The sequence below is a fragment of the Bradyrhizobium sp. NBAIM18 genome, from assembly GCF_020193825.1.
In the GTDB taxonomy this organism is placed as follows: Bacteria; Pseudomonadota; Alphaproteobacteria; order Rhizobiales; family Xanthobacteraceae; genus Bradyrhizobium; species Bradyrhizobium yuanmingense.
This window is the reverse complement of record NZ_JADYVO010000003.1, coordinates 344,078-363,299: the sequence shown is the minus strand read 5'-3', so window position 1 is coordinate 363,299 and position 19,222 is coordinate 344,078. Positions and strand designations below refer to the sequence as shown.

Below are 19,222 nucleotides of genomic sequence, written 5' to 3'. Positions count from 1 at the left end.
CCACCATTCCCATCGGATACCCTATAGATTGGACGCAAAGCAAGCCTTGCGACTTTAGTGTGCGATCATTCTAAAGCATGTCATGCCCCGAGCTCCGCAGCAGGGGAGTTGAGGGGAGTCCCGTCCGCGATGACCAAATGAGGCGCAGAATAATCGGCGCACTTTCCGCAAAATACCTTGTGATTTTTGAGAATGTTCTCCGGGTTCAAACAAGCCCTTAGGCCACAAGATGTAAGTGCGAAACGTCACGAAAGGCATTTCGTCGCTTCCAGTTACGCGACAGGAAAAGAAAGTGGGCAAGGAGGTCGAAAGCGGGCAGGCGGCGCCGGGTCTACCGCACGCCAAGGGTTCGAACATTTGGATGAGCAGAGGCAGCTTCGTGCGTCAAAATAGCCGGCTCCATCGTCGTACCGGACGCGGTACTGTCGTCGCGAAGCACATGAAATTTGAATCGGGGTCCTGCCGCTGCGCACATTAGATAGGCCGATGGGCCGGACCTTCGGGGGCTGGCAACGGGCTACCGGCCGCTCCATGCAAAAAAACCCTGACGTTATTGCCAGGGTTTCGCATGTCATCGAGAACTTGAGAAGGTGGATCAGAAGTCCATGCCGCCCATGCCGCCGCCCGGAGGCATCGCGGGGCCAGGGCCGCCCTTCTTGGGCAGCTCGGCAACCATCGCTTCCGTTGTGATCAGCAGCCCGGCCACCGAGGAGGCGTTCTGGACCGCGATGCGCACGACCTTGGCCGGGTCAATGATGCCTTTGGAGAGGAGGTTGCTGTACTCGCCTGTCTGCGCATCGAAGCCAAAAGAGTACTGCTCGTTATCGAGCACCTTGCCGACTACGATCGAACCGTCTTCGCCGGCATTGATCGCGATCTGGCAGGGCCGGCCAAGACAGTGCTTTTCGCACGATCTCGACGCCGGTCTTCTGGTCGTCGTTCTGTATGCGCAGGCCCTTGAGCTGCTCGGAGGCACGGAGCAGGGCGACGCCGCCGCCCGGAACAATGCCTTCTTCCACGGCCGCGCGGGTCGCATGCATCGCGTCATCAACGCGATCCTTGCGCTCCTTCACCTCGACCTCGGTCGCGCCGCCGACGCGGATCACCGCGACGCCGCCCGCGAGCTTGGCCTGACGCTCCTGGAGCTTCTCACGGTCGTAGTCCGAGGTGGTCTCCTCGATCTGCGCCTTGATCTGGGCCACGCGCGCCTCGATGTCGGCCTTCTTGCCGGCGCCGTTGACGATCGTGGTGTTCTCCTTGTCGATCATCACCTTCTTGGCGCGACCGAGCATGTTGAGCGTGACGTTCTCGAGCTTGATGCCGAGATCTTCCGAGATCGCCTGGCCGTCGGTCAGGATCGCGATGTCCTGCAGCATGGCCTTGCGGCGATCGCCGAAGCCCGGAGCCTTGACGGCCGCGACCTTGAGGCCGCCGCGCAGGCGGTTCACGACGAGGGTCGCAAGGGCTTCGCCTTCGACATCCTCGGCGACGATGACCAGCGGCTTGCCGGTCTGCACCACGGCCTCAAGCAGCGGCAGCAGCTCGTTCAGCGAGGAGAGCTTCTTCTCGTTGATGAGGATGTAGGCGTCGTCCATCTCAACGCGCATCTTGTCGGCGTTGGTGACGAAGTAGGGCGAGATGTAGCCGCGGTCGAACTGCATGCCCTCGACCACATCGAGTTCGGTCTCGAGCGACTTGGCTTCCTCGACGGTGATGACGCCCTCGTTGCCGACCTTCTTCATGGCGTCGGCGAGGAACTTGCCGATTTCGGCATCGCCGTTGGCCGAGATGGTGCCGACCTGGGCGATCTCGTCGTTCGAGGTGACCTTCTTCGAGTTCTTCTCGAGGTCGGCCACGACAGCTTCGACCGCGAGGTCGATACCGCGCTTGAGGTCCATCGGGTTCATGCCGGCGGCGACCGACTTGGCGCCTTCACGCACGATTGCGGCGGCCAGGACGGTCGCGGTGGTGGTGCCATCGCCGGCAGCATCCGCAGCCTTCGAAGCCACTTCGCGCACCATCTGGGCGCCCATGTTCTCGAACTTGTCGTCGAGTTCGATCTCCTTGGCAACGGCAACGCCGTCCTTGGTGATGCGCGGCGCGCCGAACGACTTGTCGAGCACGACGTTGCGGCCCTTTGGACCAAGCGTGACCTGTACGGCATTGGCGAGAATGTCGACGCCGCGCAGCATACGATCCCTCGCATCTACTCCGAACTTGACTTCTTTGACTGACATAGAGAATTCCCTCAGTTCCGTTTAATTCATCCTTCAGCGCCCCGGTGGGCTCTGCTCAGGAGGGTGAGCTGTGCCAGCCCAGGATTAGGCGACTTTCTTCTTGGAGAACACATCGGTGAGAACGCCCATAATGTCGCTCTCCTTCATGATCAACAGGTCTTGCCCATCGATCTTGACCTCGGTGCCGGACCATTTGCCAAACAGCACCCGCTCACCGACTTCGATGTCGATCGGAATTAGCTTGCCAGCTTCGTCGCGGCCACCGGGGCCAACGGCGACGACTTCGCCCTGGGAGGGCTTTTCCTTGGCAGTGTCGGGAATGATGATGCCGCCAGCGGTCTTCTCTTCTGCGTCGATGCGCTTGACCACGACGCGGTCGTGAAGCGGACGGAAAGTCATAGAGGTCTCCTGAGCGTTTGAACAAGTTGAAGTTAGGCACAATGTGACAAGTAGACTGTAGCAAGAGTCAGGCCAGAAATGCGCTGAGCGATCTATCCTTCCAGTTCTGTAAAAGCATTGCCCGGCAGCGTGTGTGTTTGTCCGGAAGCAAACGCGCTGAGGTGCACAGCCCACTCGGGTGTTGTGAAAAAGACATTGCGCTTCTTCGAAACACCCGCAGAGAGCCCCGGGACACTTCAACGTGGCTCAGGCGGCGGTTGCACTGCTCGAGAGGCCTCGGGTTTCGACGACGTCGGGATCGCACATAATTACCTGACGGTACAATCTAGCAGTGTGGCCGGAAGCGTGCGGTCTACAAGCTTTATCGAAGAGCGGCTCGTCCAATCTACCGTAGTCGTGCATGCGAATATGTATGCAACGATCTCGAAAGATCAGGTGCTGTTTCTTGTAAGCGGTGGCGTGCTCCAAGGCAGGTCACCATCGAATTGTACCGGATTGCCCGTGTCCAGCCGTGGCAGGGCGCTCAAAGCCTGCCGAATCGACCCTGGTCGTCGGTACGCCGACAGCACTTGAAGAAAGTTGCACGCGCAACGAAAGCTTGATTGCACCGAGCAACGCGTGCGTCCCGGCTTTCGCCGACTTCGTTCCTCGCCCACGAGCGCCGGGAGCTACTGGCAGCGAATCTGAGATGGCGGCCATCAGTCGGCCGAGCACATTCTGCGCAATTGGCATCCATATCTGACAGGGGACGCTCAAACGAGGGCGCTCTTTCGGCAACTCGAAAGAGCTAAGACGACGATCTGGCTCACTGAGGCCGCACTTTCCGACAATAGGTTCGAGAATTGCAGCGCGAGGGATAGCCTCTCCGGTTGATGCCGATGGCATCCAAACAGCTTCGTGGATCAAGAGGACTGGCGGATAAATGAATCTTATACCTTGATATACGTTGTGCGGCGGCTTCCGGCGTGTGAAGGCGGATTTGAAGTCGAAATTTCACCAGATCTCCGCGCACCATGGAAAAGCAGCTGTGTCGTCCGTAGAAGTACATCAGCACATCGTCTCACTTCTTCAGAAGCCGAATCCAGTCATCCTGGATATCGGCTGCAATGACGGGACTGATACGCAAAAGTTCCTAGAACTGTGCCCACAACCCCAGCTCTACTGCTTTGAGCCGGACCCTCGAGCGATCGCGCGCTTCAAGAAGAAGCTCGGCCCATCCCTCAATAGGGTGAAGCTGTTTGAGATCGCCATCAGTGATCGAAACGGAACGATCGACTTCCATCCAAGCAATGCAGATGGCGATGCGAAAGATTGGGACCTATCCGGTTCAATACGCCGTCCAAAAAACCATCTTACCGAGTACGATTGGGTCCGGTTTGATCACCCTGTCTCCGTTGAGACACGGCGGCTGGACGACTGGTGCAGCGAAGCCAAGCTGGACGGAGTCGATTTTATCTGGATGGACGTTCAGGGAGCCGAGGCCGACGTTATCGCCGGCGGTATGCGGACCTTGAGCAACACGCGGTTCATCTACACCGAATATAGTGACCGCGAGCTCTACGAAGGGCAGTTGTCCCTGCAAGCCATTCTTAACTTGTTGCCATCATTTGAAGTGGCGGCTCACTATCCGCGCGCAGTGGAAGGTGATGTCTTGCTCAAGAATACGCGTGCCTAGCGGCTACTCAAATCGAGCGTCTCATTCACGGCCTGACCAGCGGACTCTATGCTGGCCGCAGCTGCACAACGTTGATCATCAAGGCGAGCGGTTATCGCAAGCCGGACAGGCAGTGTGGCTGCGGTTGCGTGCACGTTGGCCGATCGAGCGGGAGCGGCCAGCGCGCTATCGCAGCCCTCGGATCCACGCCGTCCTGAGGAAGGCAGGGCCGTGGGGCTAGCGTGGCGATCAAACAGCCGATGTAGCAGCACGGCGCTCGCGCGCTCATGGCGCCGCTACGTCGGTTCGGCTCCACCGACACTCGCCAGGATCTAACGCCGATCACGCCGAACCTGATCGCGTGGCTTCACCGGCGCAGCCAAAATCGGGCCCGGCTTGCCGATATCACTCAATCCAAACGGCATAGGGCTAGCTGTATTGGCGGGCGCCATGGATTTCTTCAGCCGCAAGAGAGCCGCCCGGGCGAAGCGCGACCTCATGCGGGCCGAAGCGCCTCTTCCGCGCCGTCGACGCCGATTCGCCAGCAGCGGCAAGAGCGGATTGATCGATTTTCCGATCGGGGGTGTACAGTACGCTTCAGATTAACGTCCCACGGCCGTTGCCAGCGCTGGCGTGCCGCATCGATGAGCCGCAAGGGTAAGTGATAGGATAGTGGGCCATGGAGAGCTTCTTCCGCGCCGTGAGCCCCAAGCGGCAAGTAGGCAACCGGTGCGAGAGTCGAGCCCGCTTGCGTGGTGGTTTGGAGAGTTCGTGAGTTGAACCGCGAGCCGTTGCGCAGAAGTTCAGGTGTATCCTGGGCGGCCACGTCAATGATCGGGGCAGGGGCCAAGAGATTATAAGGGCTCGTATGTTTGGACAACAAACGGGTAGTCCAGGATGTGGAGGGGCATCAAGAGAGCCCAGCGGTGTCTTTGTTCACATTGAAACAAGGGGCCATGTCCTCAGCGGCAGACCACATCATCACGCAAGTGCAGTAATCCGCCGGCGTGGCGTGTGGCTTGCCCATGCGTGCCCCACTTTATGGGAAGCCCGGTTGTATTGCACTTCCCAGCAGGGCGCGGCCAGCGCTCTGGAGCGTTCCCTCGTTTAAAGCTGCGTGCTGGGCAACCACGAAGCTGTCGCACATGGCGCGGGCTAGATTGCTGTTGCTATAGAGCGCCTCAGTCCCAGCAAGTCCGCTCGCAATCCTGCACACCTCTGCCCCCTGCCGCGCGGCGTTCGTCGCGGCGAGTCGCATTAGCGTCGTGGTACCAAGATTTACCTCACCCTTGAGCGCCTCCTTCCACAGCTCCTCCGTGGCTTCGTAAAAGAAGGAACGAGCGGAACGTAACATGGCTTCGGCTTTGGCGATTTCAAGCTGGACATAGCCGCGCTCAGCCATCACGGGCGCTCCAGTGATCGAGGCACGGGTTTCGGCCATGGCGATTACGTCGTCTATTGCGGAGCGCGCAATCCCGATGCCGACAATGGCATGCGCCTGCGCGGCGAAGGCGACGGCCGGATAACGATAGATCGGCCCATCAAGTGTCGGCGGACCGCCGCGGATCAAGGTCCATTCCTCTGGCACAATGACGTCGCTGACCACGACATCGTGGCTTCCGGTGCCTTGCAGTCCGATGACGTCCCAATTGGGCCGAATTGTCACCTTCTCGGCCGGCATCACCGCTACACGCGGGAGGTCACCGCTCGGATCGTCTTCCAACGTGATACCAACTCCTATCAAATCCGCCTCGGGTGAGCCGCTAGCGAATGGCCACACGCCGTTCACGATAAATCCGTCGGCGCATCGCTTAGCGGGTTGGAGCGGGAAAAGCGCACCCGCCAACACCACGTCAGGTCCATTGGCGTACACTTTGCGAAGGGTGTCGTCGGGAAGAGCAGCGAGGTAGCGAGCTCCATCCCCGAAGCTGGCGACCCAACCGGCGGAGCCGTCGGCCTCGGAAATGCGCTCGACCAGCCGACAAAAATCGGCTGGCGTTCGCTCCTCACCGCCGAATCGCTTGGCAGCCATAGCCCGATAGACGCCGACGCGTCTGAAGCCGTCGATGATTTCTTTTGGAATCTTCTGCGCGCGGCTAAACTCGTTGCGACGCGCACGGATGTCGACGAGTAGCTTCGACAGATCAGCCCAGGTCGCAGCCGCGGCGTGGGTCCCGGAAGTTATCTTTTCTGGTAGAGCGTTCATAGATCATCCTCCGTATCTTGAGCCGATCATCGCCGCGAGTCATTCATATGGACTGGGCGTATGGCGAGGCCAGGTGATTTGGCACCCGCTGGGCGGCATTCTCAAACCTGTCGCAGTTGATATCGAATGCATGAGATTGCATGGGGTAGCTTCCCAAGTTAAGCGGCCGGAGGCCTGAACGAGATGTAGCTGTTGTCGCTGGCATTGAGGCTGGCCGGCAAAGCAGCCGGTACGCTGCGGCGGCATCGATCCGCCTTTGCCGCACTGACTCTCCGGCGGTCGATCGGGGGCTGCGGTGCATGTCTTCTCCACATGAACGTGTGGTCACACTTGGGACAGGCCGGGTCGAACCAAGTTTGGAATTCTTGAGTTGTGCTTGGTAGAGCGCCCAAGCCTGCGGCCTCTTGCCGGCCTTCCCAGCAATTGACGTGCCATCAAGCATGGCTGCCGACTTTGTCTGAATCGCGCGAGATCACTCGGCCGTGCCATGCCAGCACGATGCTCGTGTCTCCGTGTTTTCTTTCAGGCACAAGATGTCATTAACTCAACAAGCCGCAAAGAAAACCACAGAGGCGGACCTCGACCGCCAACGACCGGGTTCAACGTTCCTGCTTAAGCTTAAGTCCCGCTCCGGTCTCCTGACGCCACCAACAGCCCAAATTTGCTGCTCGTGCGACTGCTGGTGAGCGCTTGCTTAGAAGCTGACCTCCAGACCGCAGGTGTTCAAGAAACGCACGGCGGCTCCAGACGCTGTAATTGCACGATTAACTGTGGTTCGAGGTGACTGCAAGAGTGCCCCGCTCATGCAAGCGAAGACGAAGCGTTTCGAACAGGTTTCGGGGGCTTTCCGGGCTTGCCAGCAACAGAGGAGCCTGTCCGCGTTCTGTCGTACCGAACGCAAGAAGTTCGTGCACATTCCTGACTGGCCGACCCTCTTGCGGCCGCTGGCGGCTCTTTCTTCGGCGGTCTACCAATTCTTCCGATCTTGGCCGAGCTTGCCAAATTCCTGCGACAACTATGCGCGCATCACGAGCGTTGCGACAGACCAGGCACGGCACGTTCTGAAGCTAGTGCTCTGTTCCCATAAGCGACTCCGTGGTTGAAGAGCCTGATTCCGGAAGCGCGGTTGCCAGATGATTTCCGTCGGTGCGCGCAGTTGAAACATGGCTGCTGGCGCACCGAAGTCAGCTGTGCAGATAGAACTCGAAACATTCGCTAAGTCTCGCCGGTTTCTTTTCGTGTCGAGCTCGTCATGGAGGACGGCGAACGAGACGATCTAACGAACGATTGATGCGCGGCTGGCTTTCCGATGGTCGCGGTCTCCCAAATGGCTGATGCAGGAGGGCTGTCCGGTACTGATGCGGGTAGCATGCTGCTTTACAGCCCCAGGCCGTGCAGTCTTGCTGGTTGTACTATGTGATCCTCGGCCCTGGCTGAGCTCGGTTATAAAAGCAGGACCGTGGATGCCTTGCCCGCTCGGAGCTGAGAAGCTCTCGGGATCGTCGCGTGCTCTGGAGTTCAGAGCCTGCAATGCTTCGCGATGCGATCTGCTGCCTGAACACCTCCATTGGGTTGGCGGTTCAACCAGGAGGCATGAATGCTGCCGGACGCGTTATGTGTGTTTCTTGATGCTGGCCGCGCGTTGCCAACATGAGTGCGTATAACACGAGAAGAATTAAGAGGCCGCGCATATCTAAGGGTTCCTGAAGCGATGACAATTGTGGAGCGGATAGCATCCGGCGTATTTGTTGTAGACGATGGACCAACAAAACGGCGCGGAACAGAAGCGCTGTATCAGGCAGCAGACGATTTGCCGGGAGTGTGAAGGTGCTGGCATCAGCTCACAATATCGACCTTGCCGGTGTCGATCCGATACAGGCCCCCGACGACCTTCAGTCGGTTCTGCTCGACTGCGGCGTTCAGAATCGGACCCGTCGATTTGAATTTGCTGACGTTATTGATCACATTTTGTCGGGTTGCTTGGGCGAACGCGTCGCCGGCTTGGTCGCCAGATGCTTTCACTGCAGGAGAAAGTGCAGTGACCAGGGATGAAATGTGCCCCGGCGGCCGCTTATCTTCATGGAGCGACTTGATCGTGGCGTCTATCGCACCGCAATGATCGTGGCCAAGTACGAGGATCAGCGGCGTGTTGAGTATGGCAACCGCGTATTCCATACTGGCGAGCGTATCATCGTTAGCGAAGTTGCCGGCGACCCGGCAGACAAACAGATCACCTAGTCCGCTGTTGAAGACAAGTTCGGGGACCACGCGGGAGTCGGCGCAGCTCAGAACCGCTGCATATGGATTTTGTCCCTCAACCAAGACCGGCCGCTCGCGCCTGAAATCGTCGACTCGTGATGCGCCCTGGACATAACGATCGTTCCCCTTCAGCAGCCGACTCAGGGCAGCATCTGGCGAGAGCAGGTTGTTTGGCTTGGGCGGGCCTTTTGCTTCCTTCGCGTCGACAATCTTACTGCCGAACCGCAGGAAAGCTGTCGAAGCAGCAAAGAGCAACAGTGACCGGCGCGAACGCGCGTGCTTGTTTAAATGGGACATGTCTTGAGATGGGCTGCTTGCATGTGTCGCCTCATGGCACGGCCTTACGCCACCCGGTGGCTTCGGCTTCCGCTTCGCTGCAGAGCCAGCGTTCGCCGCGCTTCTTCGTCATGCCGATTTGTTCGTAACCGGGTTGCCCTGGCAGGTAATAAATGCGCTCGCCTCTGCGCTCGACAGTGCCTTTTATCAGGCACTCGGGGGACGGCGGTTCCGATAGCAGGACGGATCCAAGCAGGACTTCCTGAGCGTCGACCGGAACCGACGTCGCGCCCACGATAATCGTACCCCTATTGCGGCGAGGCCAGTCCCAGGGCGCGATGAACGCGCCGGACCACAGCCCCGCATGGGCTGTGCTGGCCGCCAACTCATAAACAAGGTAGGTATGGTGAGATGCACCAGCCGATAGCGCCAAGCCCGAGCGTACCATCCAGGCGTTTATATCCTCGCCTTGGATGAAGCAGCTGCCGAGGGCTCGCCGATACTCATCGACTCTTTCGGTATGACAATCCCACGTTCGCCCATTCGAATGCTTGATGAGCTCGTCGCGAACAGCTACGCCGCAGGCCCATTTCCGGCCCTGTGCGTCGAGGCAAATCTGATCCGTCTCAGGAGCTTCGATGCCTGAGAGACGAACGGTCGTTTTCTCGATCTGGATTGTATTGCCGTCGAGGATGCGCGGAGCACCGCTGAGTGTCGCGGCGAAAACCGGAGATGTGATGAGAGCGATCAATGCGAACATAATTCCGCGGTGCTTCATCCCGACAATAACCTTTCGCTACTGATCCATGTTCACGCACGATACGGTGCCGATACATTCGATTGCTCGACCACAGATGTAGATTCCGCCGGCTTCGATGTGTGCTTTATGAGAGCTTAGCGTGAGACCGAGCCTACGACCTGACGCTGCGTAAGGATCAAGAGCTTTCTTCCCGTGCGTGCGGCGGTGTCCTTCGAGCATCGGCGGCTCTCTCACCGGAAGCGTACTGTACCGTTGAACCTAAGGAGGAGATCCTCCGCGTGGCGCCGAACTCGCGATGCTGGACAAACCCGATCCACGGAATGCTGTGCTCCTCCTTGCAAAAAGTGAGCGACTATGAAGCGTCGGCGCTTGCGGCTGAGTCAGGCGTTGAGGAGCAACCTTGCCATGGTTAGTGATGACTTCCATCGGCAAACCGGACAGTTCCGACGAGGGCGAGGAAATTCGCCCCAAAGTCTTGTCACGAAAAAGATGTTCACCTGGTCTGGCTCGCTCTGACCGGGTTAGACAAAGACGCGATGGAGTTCAGCCTCAACGCTCGCCGCGTAAATGAAGCGTTCTTGTTCGAGCAAACCGCGCAAATCCGTTCCTTGTTACGCCAGACGAGATGATCGTTGATACCAATCGCATTATGGCATTTGGCTCCTCCGCGCGGCACCATCGTCGTTGGTGCTACTGCCCAGACGTGTGTACAAGAATTGAACTGTTTATGGCTCAGGCGGCGCTACGGGCCGCCGCTCTTTGGTAGTGACGGTTCCCCGCGATCTCAAGTGGCTTACCCAGGAACGCTGGCATCAGCGCCCGTTTTCTCCAGGAATTGGAAAGGCTGCGATATCGAGCCGCGGGCTTTGCCGTGGATGCACCCGGCGTGGGCAAGCTGCCGACGTGTGCGGACAATCGCGAGTGCCATCCTGATGCAATTCAGTGTGAGGTTTCAGTCCACAATACGTGTTTGCCCATCGCGCACTCGGGGCGAATAGCTCTGGTGCGGTTTAGCCGACTCAAGCTACACATCGTTCCTTAGCACCTCACTACATAATGGGAATGAGATGGTCGCAGTCGTTCGGGAAGTACCGGTCTCATCTTACGCGCTTGAAGTAGATGGCCAACTCAGAGCCGAATTCGCGACCAAAGACGGTGCCACGGCAGGTCGAGCAGAATTAAAGAAGCGGTTTCCGATGCTTAAAATCCGGGTCTATGACGTGCAGACGAATGAATGCGAGGAAATCTAGGGCCGAGTCAGTTCGGCGCTCAACGTGCTTGCGTACAGCTCCGGAGCTTCCCGCCCTGCGCACTCGGAAATGGGCAGGCGCTCAGCGGGTATGCCGGGGTTGCTACCAGTTTAACTTCCTCGCCCGTTTCGTCTCAGCATAGGTCCCTAGTGCCGGGTCAAAGTCGCTTGGCTCACGCTCCTGCGTATGCCGCAGTCACACGATGCGCGGCGCGCACGCCGAGTCGGCTTGGGCCGGAGGCATCTACAAACTCTCTACTGAAGAATGCAAGAGGTGGTTCCCCCCAGCAACTTGGTGTGCTCTCACTGGGTGGAGTGCAGGCGGCAAACCACATCTCGCAAACTAGTACGCGCCGCTAAGCTCGACACGTGGTGGAAGAACGCAATTGTGCTGCTCGACCTTCCTTACGGCGGGCCGAACTGCTGCGAGAAAGGCAGCGGGACTGTTGCGGAGCCGTAAACAACGCAACTGCAGAGCGCGTATGTCTTGCAGTTGGTACGAGGCGTTCGACCGTACGGCAGCTGCGGTGCGATGTTGCCCTGCGCGACCGTCTGCTAAGGCCTTCGCTCTCCTAGTCTTCCTCTTCCTTTGGCTCGGTCCGTTGGAACCAGGAGCCCGGAGGAAATTTCGCGATGCGCTTGGCAAAAGAGGATTGTGGCTCCCAATCTTGGCCTTCGCTCTTCTCGAAGGTGATGACCCCGTTGTGTGTAAAATAACGTGGTCCTTGGATATCGCAATTCACCAAGAGCAGAATGCGCCATAGATCGCCTTTCTCGTTCGGCTTGTCATTCTGCTTGGGTAAGTAGTCGACCCGAACAGGTTCAATGATAGTGCATCGGCCCTGCCGCAGAAGATCGCCGAGCCGGCCTTGCGGCGTAGTCACAAAGTTGAAGTTACTTGGATCATGCAGAAAGCTAAGATTTGCGTCCCTTTCACCATCTGCGACTTCTTTGGCGATCAGCGAGAGCGCTAGGGCACGCCAGCCCAATTCCATCGGCTTCGCATAGGTTGACGCAAGCTCAATCGTACCGTCGAGCGCGACTTTCCAGGTGATAGCGTACTGTTCGTCTGATTTGTTGTCTCGGTGCCTGGTCCACGAAACGAAAACATGGTCGTTTTCGCCAAGTTCAGCGACCCCCCACATCTGAGGGACGAACTGTGCCACCTTCGAGACATTGGAGATGATTTGTTCTATCGTCTCACCATCTTGCGCTCGCCACGTTGACTTGAGTCTTTCGACAAGTGGGTTGTCGCTGGCGCGAATAGTGTTACTCATGGCAGCCGGCCAGGCTAGGCAGATTAGAAGTCCGCCCATGCGAAGCCATAGCGCGGGTCTTCCCGACATTCTCTTCATAACCCTCGGCCTATCACGTTTCATCCGTACATCTTTCAAGGCGGGCAACCTTGAACCTGCTATGAGCGAGCGCAAGAAGTTTACGGAGACGCGACGGGGCACCCGCGGCTGTCCCGCGCGGGCAGGCGCTCCCCTCTATGTCACGCGCCGCTAACTTCCATAGCCAGCGACAGCGTCAATTGGCTGAGCTGGACATCCCCAGCAGAAGAGACTGGGCATGTCGAGGGGCTTGCATTCTTCGTGCCAGGCAGCAGGCGGAGATTTGCACGGGTTTTATGTCCCTATTGTCGACTTTCCGACCTGCGCACGTTTCGATGTTTCCATTCAGTGTATCGGCCGTAGTTTGTGCATCCTTGTCCCGCACAGATAGTTTGCGGAAGAGGTGAACGCCTCGATGCCAAGTGCCTGATGAGATTCGACGGTGTGTTTGCCGTCATTGAACCGGGTGGTTCGCTAAAGTTGCCGTCGGCGTTCGGCCTACATGATGGCTGGCGATACGAGCCGAGAAGTCTGGCTGGCACGAAAATCAACCTGCTCGCCGCGTATGTTGCTAGATTGCGCCTCCTGCCTTGACGTGTTCAATGGGGATCCTCTAGTCGAGAAAATAGCTGGCCAGCGAATGTGCTGGGCGAACCGCTGGAAATCGGAAGCCGCATCGAATGCATTCTGCTCGAAACGGCGGTAATCGCCGCTACGCGGGCTGGTTTTGTCCCTTTCATTGATGGGGCGGGCGGCGTCGCCTCAAGGCAGCTCCGAGTCGCACTCCGACATCCGACAAGGACATCTCTGATTGCGATAGCTCTGTTTAGAGAATCATAGAGATGGACGGTCATTCGCCTAGTAGATGTCGCAGATTAGCGTGGCACATAATCTGAGAGGTTGACGGAAGAGTCCTCCTGCCGATAATCCAAGCTCGTCGAGGTTCTCCGAATCCCACTTGATCCGGAGCTAAGAGGGAAGCCGGTCCAAATGCCGGCGCTGCCCCCGCAACTGTGAGCGGCGAGCTACTGTCCAACGATGTCACTGAAGCCCGCACGGCTTTGGGAAGGCCGGACAGCAGCGATGAGCCAGCGAGCCAGGAGACCTGCCCCGACGATAGATTGGTCCACGGGCGGGGTGTCTCGGTGGTGCGCCAAGCAGCCGTCGCGCGCGCGACTTCCTCTGCCTGCGTCCGCCATGGCCTCTGTCCCCAACAGGGGTTAACACTATGTCTCTTCTCTCTCTTCCGGTTGCTACGCTCGGTACGCCACGCATCGGTCCAAGGCGTGAGCTCAAATTCGCTCTTGAAAGCTACTGGGCCGGAAAGATCAGCGAACAGCAATTGCTCGAGGACGCATCCGGCCTGCGCGCAGCGAACTGGGCTCGTCAGAAGTCTCTCGGCGTCACGGTCATTCCGTCGAATGACTTCTCGCTGTATGATCAGGTGCTCGATACAAGTGTCATGGTTGGCGCTATCCCGGAGATCTACGCCTCGAAAGGAGAATCCGTTTCCCTCAAGACGTACTTCGCCATGGCTCGCGGATCACAATGCGACGATCAGGATGCGAGTTGCGGTCTGGGCCCGCGGGGGTCTGGCGCACCCGCGCAGGAAATGACTAAGTGGTTTGATACCAACTACCACTACATGGTTCCCGAGTTTTACAAGGGACAGGGGTTCAGACTTTGCTCTCGCAAACCAATTGAAGAGTATGTGGAAGCAAAGGCTCTAGGCTTTCAAACCCGCCCTGTCATGATCGGGCCCGTCACATTCCTAAAGCTCGGTAAGAGTGCCGATAGCGCGTTCCAGCCCCTCTCCCTACTGGATGATTTGATACCGGTCTATATCGACGTTCTGCATGAATTGGCCGAACGAGGGGCAAGTTGGGTTCAGTTTGACGAGCCCTGCCTGGTCCTTGATCTGGACGAAGCGGTGCGAAAATCATTGCTACATGCCTATAACCGGTTCGCAAAGGAGGGACCGGCTATCAAGATCATGGTTGCCAGCTATTTCGGCGAGCTAGGCGACAATCTGGATACCGCATTGAGCCTCCCGGTTTCCGGTCTGCACTTTGATCTAGTTCGAGCGCCAGAGTTGTTGGATAAGATCGTCGCTGTCGGCCGAAGTGATCTCGTCATGTCGCTCGGGGTCATCGACGGCCGGAATGTATGGCGGTCGAACTTGTCGTCCCTTCGTCAGCGGCTGGAGCCCGCGATTGCGAAGCTCGGCAAGCACCGTGTACAGCTCGCTCCATCCTGCTCGCTGCTTCACGTGCCGGTCGATGTTGAACTCGAGACCGGGCTCACGTCCGACGTCAAGAGCTGGCTTGCTTTCTCTGTTCAGAAGATGCGTGAGCTTGCGATCCTGGCGCGAGCACTCGCTGGCGACCAAAATGTTGGGCTCGCTCTTGCCGATTCGGAATGCGCTGCGACTGCCCGCCGGACTTCGCCGAAGATCCATGATGCCAATGTCGCTACCCGGATGAGGGCGATCGACCAGACGATGCGCAGGCGCGCAAGCCCATTTGCCCGTCGTTCCGAGATCCAAAGGGCGCGCTTTGGACTACCAGCTTTTCCCACCACGACAATCGGATCGTTTCCGCAGACCAGAGAGGTTCGAAATGCTCGTGCGGCGCATGCGCTAGGCGCGATGAGCGACGAACAATACGACAGGTTCATCAAGGAGGAGATAGCCCGCGCCGTACATTGGCAGGAGGACATCGGTCTTGACGTCCTCGTGCACGGAGAATTTGAGCGCAATGACATGGTGCAGTACTTTGGCGAGCAACTCGGCGGCTTCCTATTTACCAGGAAGGGATGGGTACAGTCTTATGGTTCGCGCTGCGTCAGGCCCCCGATCCTGTTTGGCGATGTAGTGCGGTCGAAGCCGATCACTGTGGACTGGTGGCGCTATGCGCAATCACTAACTAGCAAGCCAATGAAGGCCATGTTGACCGGACCGGTGACGATCCTGAACTGGTCGTTTGTTCGCGATGATATTCCTCGAAGCGAGGTCTGCCGTCAGCTGGCGCTCGCCATCCGCGACGAAGTCCGCGATCTCGAGAATGCCGGTGCGGCCATGATCCAGATCGACGAAGCGGCACTCCGCGAAGGATTGCCCTTGCGCCGATCGGAGTGGAAGGCATATCTCGATTGGGCCGGAGAGTGCTTCCGCATTTGCTCATCGGGCGTTGCCGATCAAACGCAAATTCATACACATATGTGCTACTCAGAGTTTAACGACATCATCGGTGCGATCGCTGCAATGGATGCGGATGTCATTTCGATCGAAACGTCGCGATCGAAAATGGAGCTACTGGACGCATTCAGCAAGTACGACTATCCAAATCAAATCGGACCGGGCGTGTACGACATCCACTCTCCACGCGTTCCCGAGGTGGGCGAAATGCAGGAGCTGATGGTACTGGCTCGGACGCGTTTGCAGGAATGGCAGCTCTGGGTCAATCCGGACTGCGGCCTAAAAACGCGCAACTGGGAGGAGGTTCGGCCTGCGCTAACCAACATGGTCGCTGCCGCCCGCGAACTGCGTGCAGCATCTGATCCGCAAAACCATTGATCCCGCGCTCGGGTCTGTTCTCGACCAAGCGAATTTGCTTGTGGTCACTTGCGCTCTCCACAATCTCGAGCAAGCCTTGGGGCCAACCAAAATGCCTGGCCCCAGTTGGTGGTCCGAAGGAGGTGAACCCGGAGGAACGACGCTGACGCGTCGCGCTACTTGGCCGAGAGAGAATAGCCGACGGTTCATCAAGGCGAGAAACATTCGCCGAAAATATGGACTCATATCGACACATTTATCGTTGCTAATTATGACGTGGTAAGCGATCGTTTGGTCTGAGAGTCAAAATCTACACAGAGGTGTGTCGCTCGCGAGTACATTGGGAACGGTTGCGACAGCAATGCGAGGAGTGATGCCGGACGGTCACCGCAAGCCCCCACCACAATCGGTCCGCTCGGACATGTTTCCCGTCAGGCGCTCTCATTCAAGAAACTCTAGATAGTTTCCGACGAGAGGACGCCGAACCCAGTTCCTGCCTCAACTCACGCCAATCTATTGTGCAGGATGGCCGCCGCTATCCGAGCCAGATACGCCAATGCGTCGGCTGCACGGCGACGTGCTCTCCGGTATTCGCGTTGATCCATCCGCCGAACACCCGGCGACAAGGAAAGACCACCCGGTGAATTGAATTGCCCTCGATCACGGCAATCTCCAGATCCTGATCGAAGGGCGGCATGATTTCGAGCCGCTCCCAGATCGAATCGCCATTAGATCCTGGACGAAGTTCATCGCTGCGAGCTGACAAATTTAGACAACCTTGTGAACATTGCGAACATCGCTTGGTTTCCGCGCGAACAGGCTCTGCCCGATTCGACCGGACGGCGCGCGGTATCGATGGCGTGAGCCGCGGCAGAGGGCTATCGGCCGTCGCATCGTTGGTACGGAACACGGTCCGCTCGCGAACCGAAATATTTTGATTTCCGCCGGGAAACAAGGCCTGAGCTTCAGTCGAATCGATCTGGGTCAGCTCAAGACCTCGGCTGTTGGTATTTGTAACTGTTCTGCACGAACTAAACTGGTCTGCAGCTCCAGCAATCCGGCCCGCGGCGGGGTAGATGGTCCGGCTTTCCGTCATGTCACATCTCTTGTTGGTGACACATCTCCGTGTTCTGCAGCGTCATGGCGTGGGTGTGCGGGCGACCTCAGCCGCGCTCTCGCGCGCGTACCACGCGCTCCAGCGAGCGCGCGAAGACGCCGGATTCGGTTGACACCATTAGAATGAACGTAGCTTCGCTCGGAGCCCATAATCGGGCCTGTCCGCAGGTCGATAAAGTAGACGCCATCGCAAGCGGCGCAACTTATCATGTGCAGGTCATCGACCCGCGGCTCGGCTGCGCCCGGAAGGAGTCCTAAAAAGTGATCGCTGGTACCCGGACATGAAAGCATCATGGGCTCAAGTCGTTCTTTCCGCCATGCGTCTGACCTTACTAGAAGATGACTGCTATCAGGACGGAGCCGCCGCAGCATTGATGCGGGTCAAAAGGCCAGTCCATCCGGAGTGGTTGAGCTCGAGCGGCAGCTACGTGCCACAGACGCCCGCGTTGGCAGTCGACATGTCCGAACTCGGGAGTCCGCCAGGGCCTCGCACTCTCTGCAAGACGCCAGCGTGTTGATTTGAGGCGCAACTCACGCTCCAAGGGCTACGGCAGCATTTTTCCTCATTGCTCCGTGCACGCGGATGGTCAAACGATTGTTCGCCTTTCATTGTCGGTAGCCTTGCGGGGCTGATCCCACCCTTAGGGTTTGGCACTGAAGTCCGGACCTGGGCTCGTGGAAACGTGGGCTGCGACAAGCCTTATGATCGGCTTTGCTGTGGCGGCGGCTGGTGGACTGTCGGATGCATGATCGGGGTTCCTTGCCTGATTGCTGCACGATCGCCTGCGCGTATAGTGCCTCGCCGCCGCATATGAAAATTCTGCACGCGCGCGCCTGCAATGCTAGTGCATGTTGCCCTCGATCGTCTCTGCGAGACAATCCTCGATCAAACACTCGGCGGCATGAGGCTCCTGAGAGGCGCTGCCCCTCGGCTCAAAGCGTCGTGCGATAAGGCAGGTAGGACAGACAGGCCATCCCTGTTCTTCGCGACAATAAGCGGCTCGCGCCGCGCTGTTACATCTGGATCTATCTTCGGACGAGCGGACAGACCTCTTGGGGTGCTGCTTGAGGCAGATCAAGTACTCTCGGTGCGAATGGCAGAATAGTAGATAAGCGAACCACGGGAAGAGAGGGGCATGCCTTCATTTAATGTTCGGTTTATTAAGACCGTTTGTGACGATACTGGCGGCGAGCATCGTGCGTGCCAGGCAGCATTCAAGGTCGATGCCGCCTCCCTGAGTGCTGCTGCTCAGCAGGCGGAGACTGATTTTTGCAAGCAAAAGAGTGTCCGCGATTGGACAATCTTCGCCGATGTGTTGGAGCTTCGAACCTCACCTGCATTAGCTAATCCATCCAATCAGCCTTTCGAGGATCCCCAAGGACGAGCTTCTCATGAGCAAGCAAGGGTTTCGCCCTTCCTGAGGTTTCCACGGAAGCGGGACATCTTCACCGACCAAGGCTCGTAGTTCACGGGCGCGACGTTCACCAGCGTGCTCGCCAGTCATGGCATCCCCCTTGCTTGCCCGGCGCGACAACGAATTCGTCGAGCATGCCTATGAGACTGTGTCCGACGCCCGCGTCTCGGGCGGACGATACCTCGCCTTCTACAATGGCCGGCGTCCGCCTTCGAGCCTTGGCGGCGGCGCTCCGGATCAAGCTTACTTCCGGCCGCTGCCATTCCGTGCGGTAGCCTTACTATGGCAGACGCTCCACTTACACAATCGGCACAGATCGGCAGTCGGTCTGTGGAATCCTGAAGGCACGGCCAATACCGGTAAGCGTGACCTTAAATTCGTACGACGAGGGGTCGAGAGTGAAGGAAGTCGTGGTGGGTACGGCCACCAATCATGCGGCTCACGATCGCGAACTCTCTTGCGATCTATTCTCTTATATCAATCTTAAGCTTCGCTGGGAGTGGTATTGTCCGCGTTCTCTCGTCGGCGGCAGCAGGTACGCAAGCTGGCGCACGGGTCCGCCACCGAATCCAGGACCGCTATCTCGGCGAACTGAATGAGGACGTCGAAGGAATTGTGAACCCGTTGCGGGAGCTTAACGTGAAGGTGCATCGACCGATGACCCTTTGCTCGTGCGGTCTCGAAAAGGTGGCTGATTATTTGCCAGAAGCAATGCGCAAGTGATAGTCGCGCCCGAACCACTCAAAAATAGTTCCCCAGCTTAC

General features: G+C 58.1%; 9 protein-coding genes, 2 pseudogenes and 1 riboswitch. Of the genes and pseudogenes, 4 read left to right on the top strand and 7 right to left on the bottom strand.

Annotation, left to right across the window (positions count from 1 at the left end; genetic code table 11):
• Positions 1–595: 595 nt before the first annotated feature.
• Positions 596–2,237, bottom strand: a pseudogene (gene groL, locus I6F17_RS09140) (chaperonin GroEL).
• Positions 2,238–2,321: 84 nt separating this feature from the next.
• Complete coding sequence (locus I6F17_RS09135) at positions 2,322–2,636, bottom strand: co-chaperone GroES (RefSeq protein ID WP_036016041.1); 315 nt, start codon at positions 2,634–2,636, stop codon at positions 2,322–2,324.
• Between the two features lie 1,027 nt (positions 2,637–3,663).
• On the opposite strand from I6F17_RS09135, the gene I6F17_RS09130 reads away from it, so the two are divergent.
• Entirely contained in the window at positions 3,664–4,311 is a 648-nt protein-coding gene (locus I6F17_RS09130) for an FkbM family methyltransferase (RefSeq protein ID WP_338129104.1), read from the top strand.
• Positions 4,312–5,329: 1,018 nt separating this feature from the next.
• On the opposite strand, the gene I6F17_RS09125 is transcribed toward I6F17_RS09130, so the two are convergent.
• From I6F17_RS09125 to I6F17_RS09110, 4 genes are all read right to left on the bottom strand, one after another.
• A complete protein-coding gene (locus I6F17_RS09125) occupies positions 5,330–6,496 on the bottom strand; it encodes an acyl-CoA dehydrogenase family protein (RefSeq protein ID WP_225126442.1) in 1,167 nt (388 codons plus the stop codon).
• A 1,836-nt stretch (positions 6,497–8,332) separates the two neighbouring features.
• Positions 8,333–9,052 (bottom strand): carbonic anhydrase, encoded by a 720-nt coding sequence (locus I6F17_RS09120; protein WP_036016028.1) that lies wholly within the window; start codon positions 9,050–9,052, stop codon positions 8,333–8,335.
• Positions 9,053–9,083: 31 nt separating this feature from the next.
• A complete protein-coding gene (locus I6F17_RS09115) occupies positions 9,084–9,791 on the bottom strand; it encodes a thermonuclease family protein (protein ID WP_225126445.1) in 708 nt (235 codons plus the stop codon).
• 1,821 nt (positions 9,792–11,612) lie between these two features.
• Positions 11,613–12,317 (bottom strand): nodulate formation efficiency C protein, encoded by a 705-nt coding sequence (locus tag I6F17_RS09110; RefSeq protein WP_225126457.1) that lies wholly within the window; start codon positions 12,315–12,317, stop codon positions 11,613–11,615.
• Between the two features lie 980 nt (positions 12,318–13,297).
• Positions 13,298–13,502: riboswitch (cobalamin riboswitch) on the top strand.
• A gap of 100 nt (positions 13,503–13,602) precedes the next feature.
• Here I6F17_RS09110 and metE point away from each other — a divergent pair.
• Positions 13,603–15,948 carry a 5-methyltetrahydropteroyltriglutamate--homocysteine S-methyltransferase gene (gene metE / locus I6F17_RS09105; RefSeq protein WP_225126458.1) on the top strand — a complete coding sequence of 782 codons (2,346 nt, stop codon included), beginning with the start codon at positions 13,603–13,605 and terminating at the stop codon, positions 15,946–15,948.
• A 514-nt stretch (positions 15,949–16,462) separates the two neighbouring features.
• Here the strand turns inward: metE and I6F17_RS09100 are convergent.
• Positions 16,463–17,023: a hypothetical protein gene (locus I6F17_RS09100; protein ID WP_225126460.1), complete on the bottom strand. Its 561-nt coding sequence runs from the start codon at positions 17,021–17,023 to the stop codon at positions 16,463–16,465.
• Positions 17,024–18,476: 1,453 nt separating this feature from the next.
• On the opposite strand from I6F17_RS09100, the pseudogene I6F17_RS09095 reads away from it, so the two are divergent.
• Together I6F17_RS09095 and I6F17_RS09090 are read left to right on the top strand one after the other, a co-directional pair.
• Positions 18,477–18,735: pseudogene (locus tag I6F17_RS09095) on the top strand (IS3 family transposase); the annotation flags it as partial.
• A 155-nt stretch (positions 18,736–18,890) separates the two neighbouring features.
• Positions 18,891–19,181 carry a hypothetical protein gene (locus I6F17_RS09090; protein WP_225126552.1) on the top strand — a complete coding sequence of 97 codons (291 nt, stop codon included), beginning with the start codon at positions 18,891–18,893 and terminating at the stop codon, positions 19,179–19,181.
• Positions 19,182–19,222: the final 41 nt, after the last annotated feature.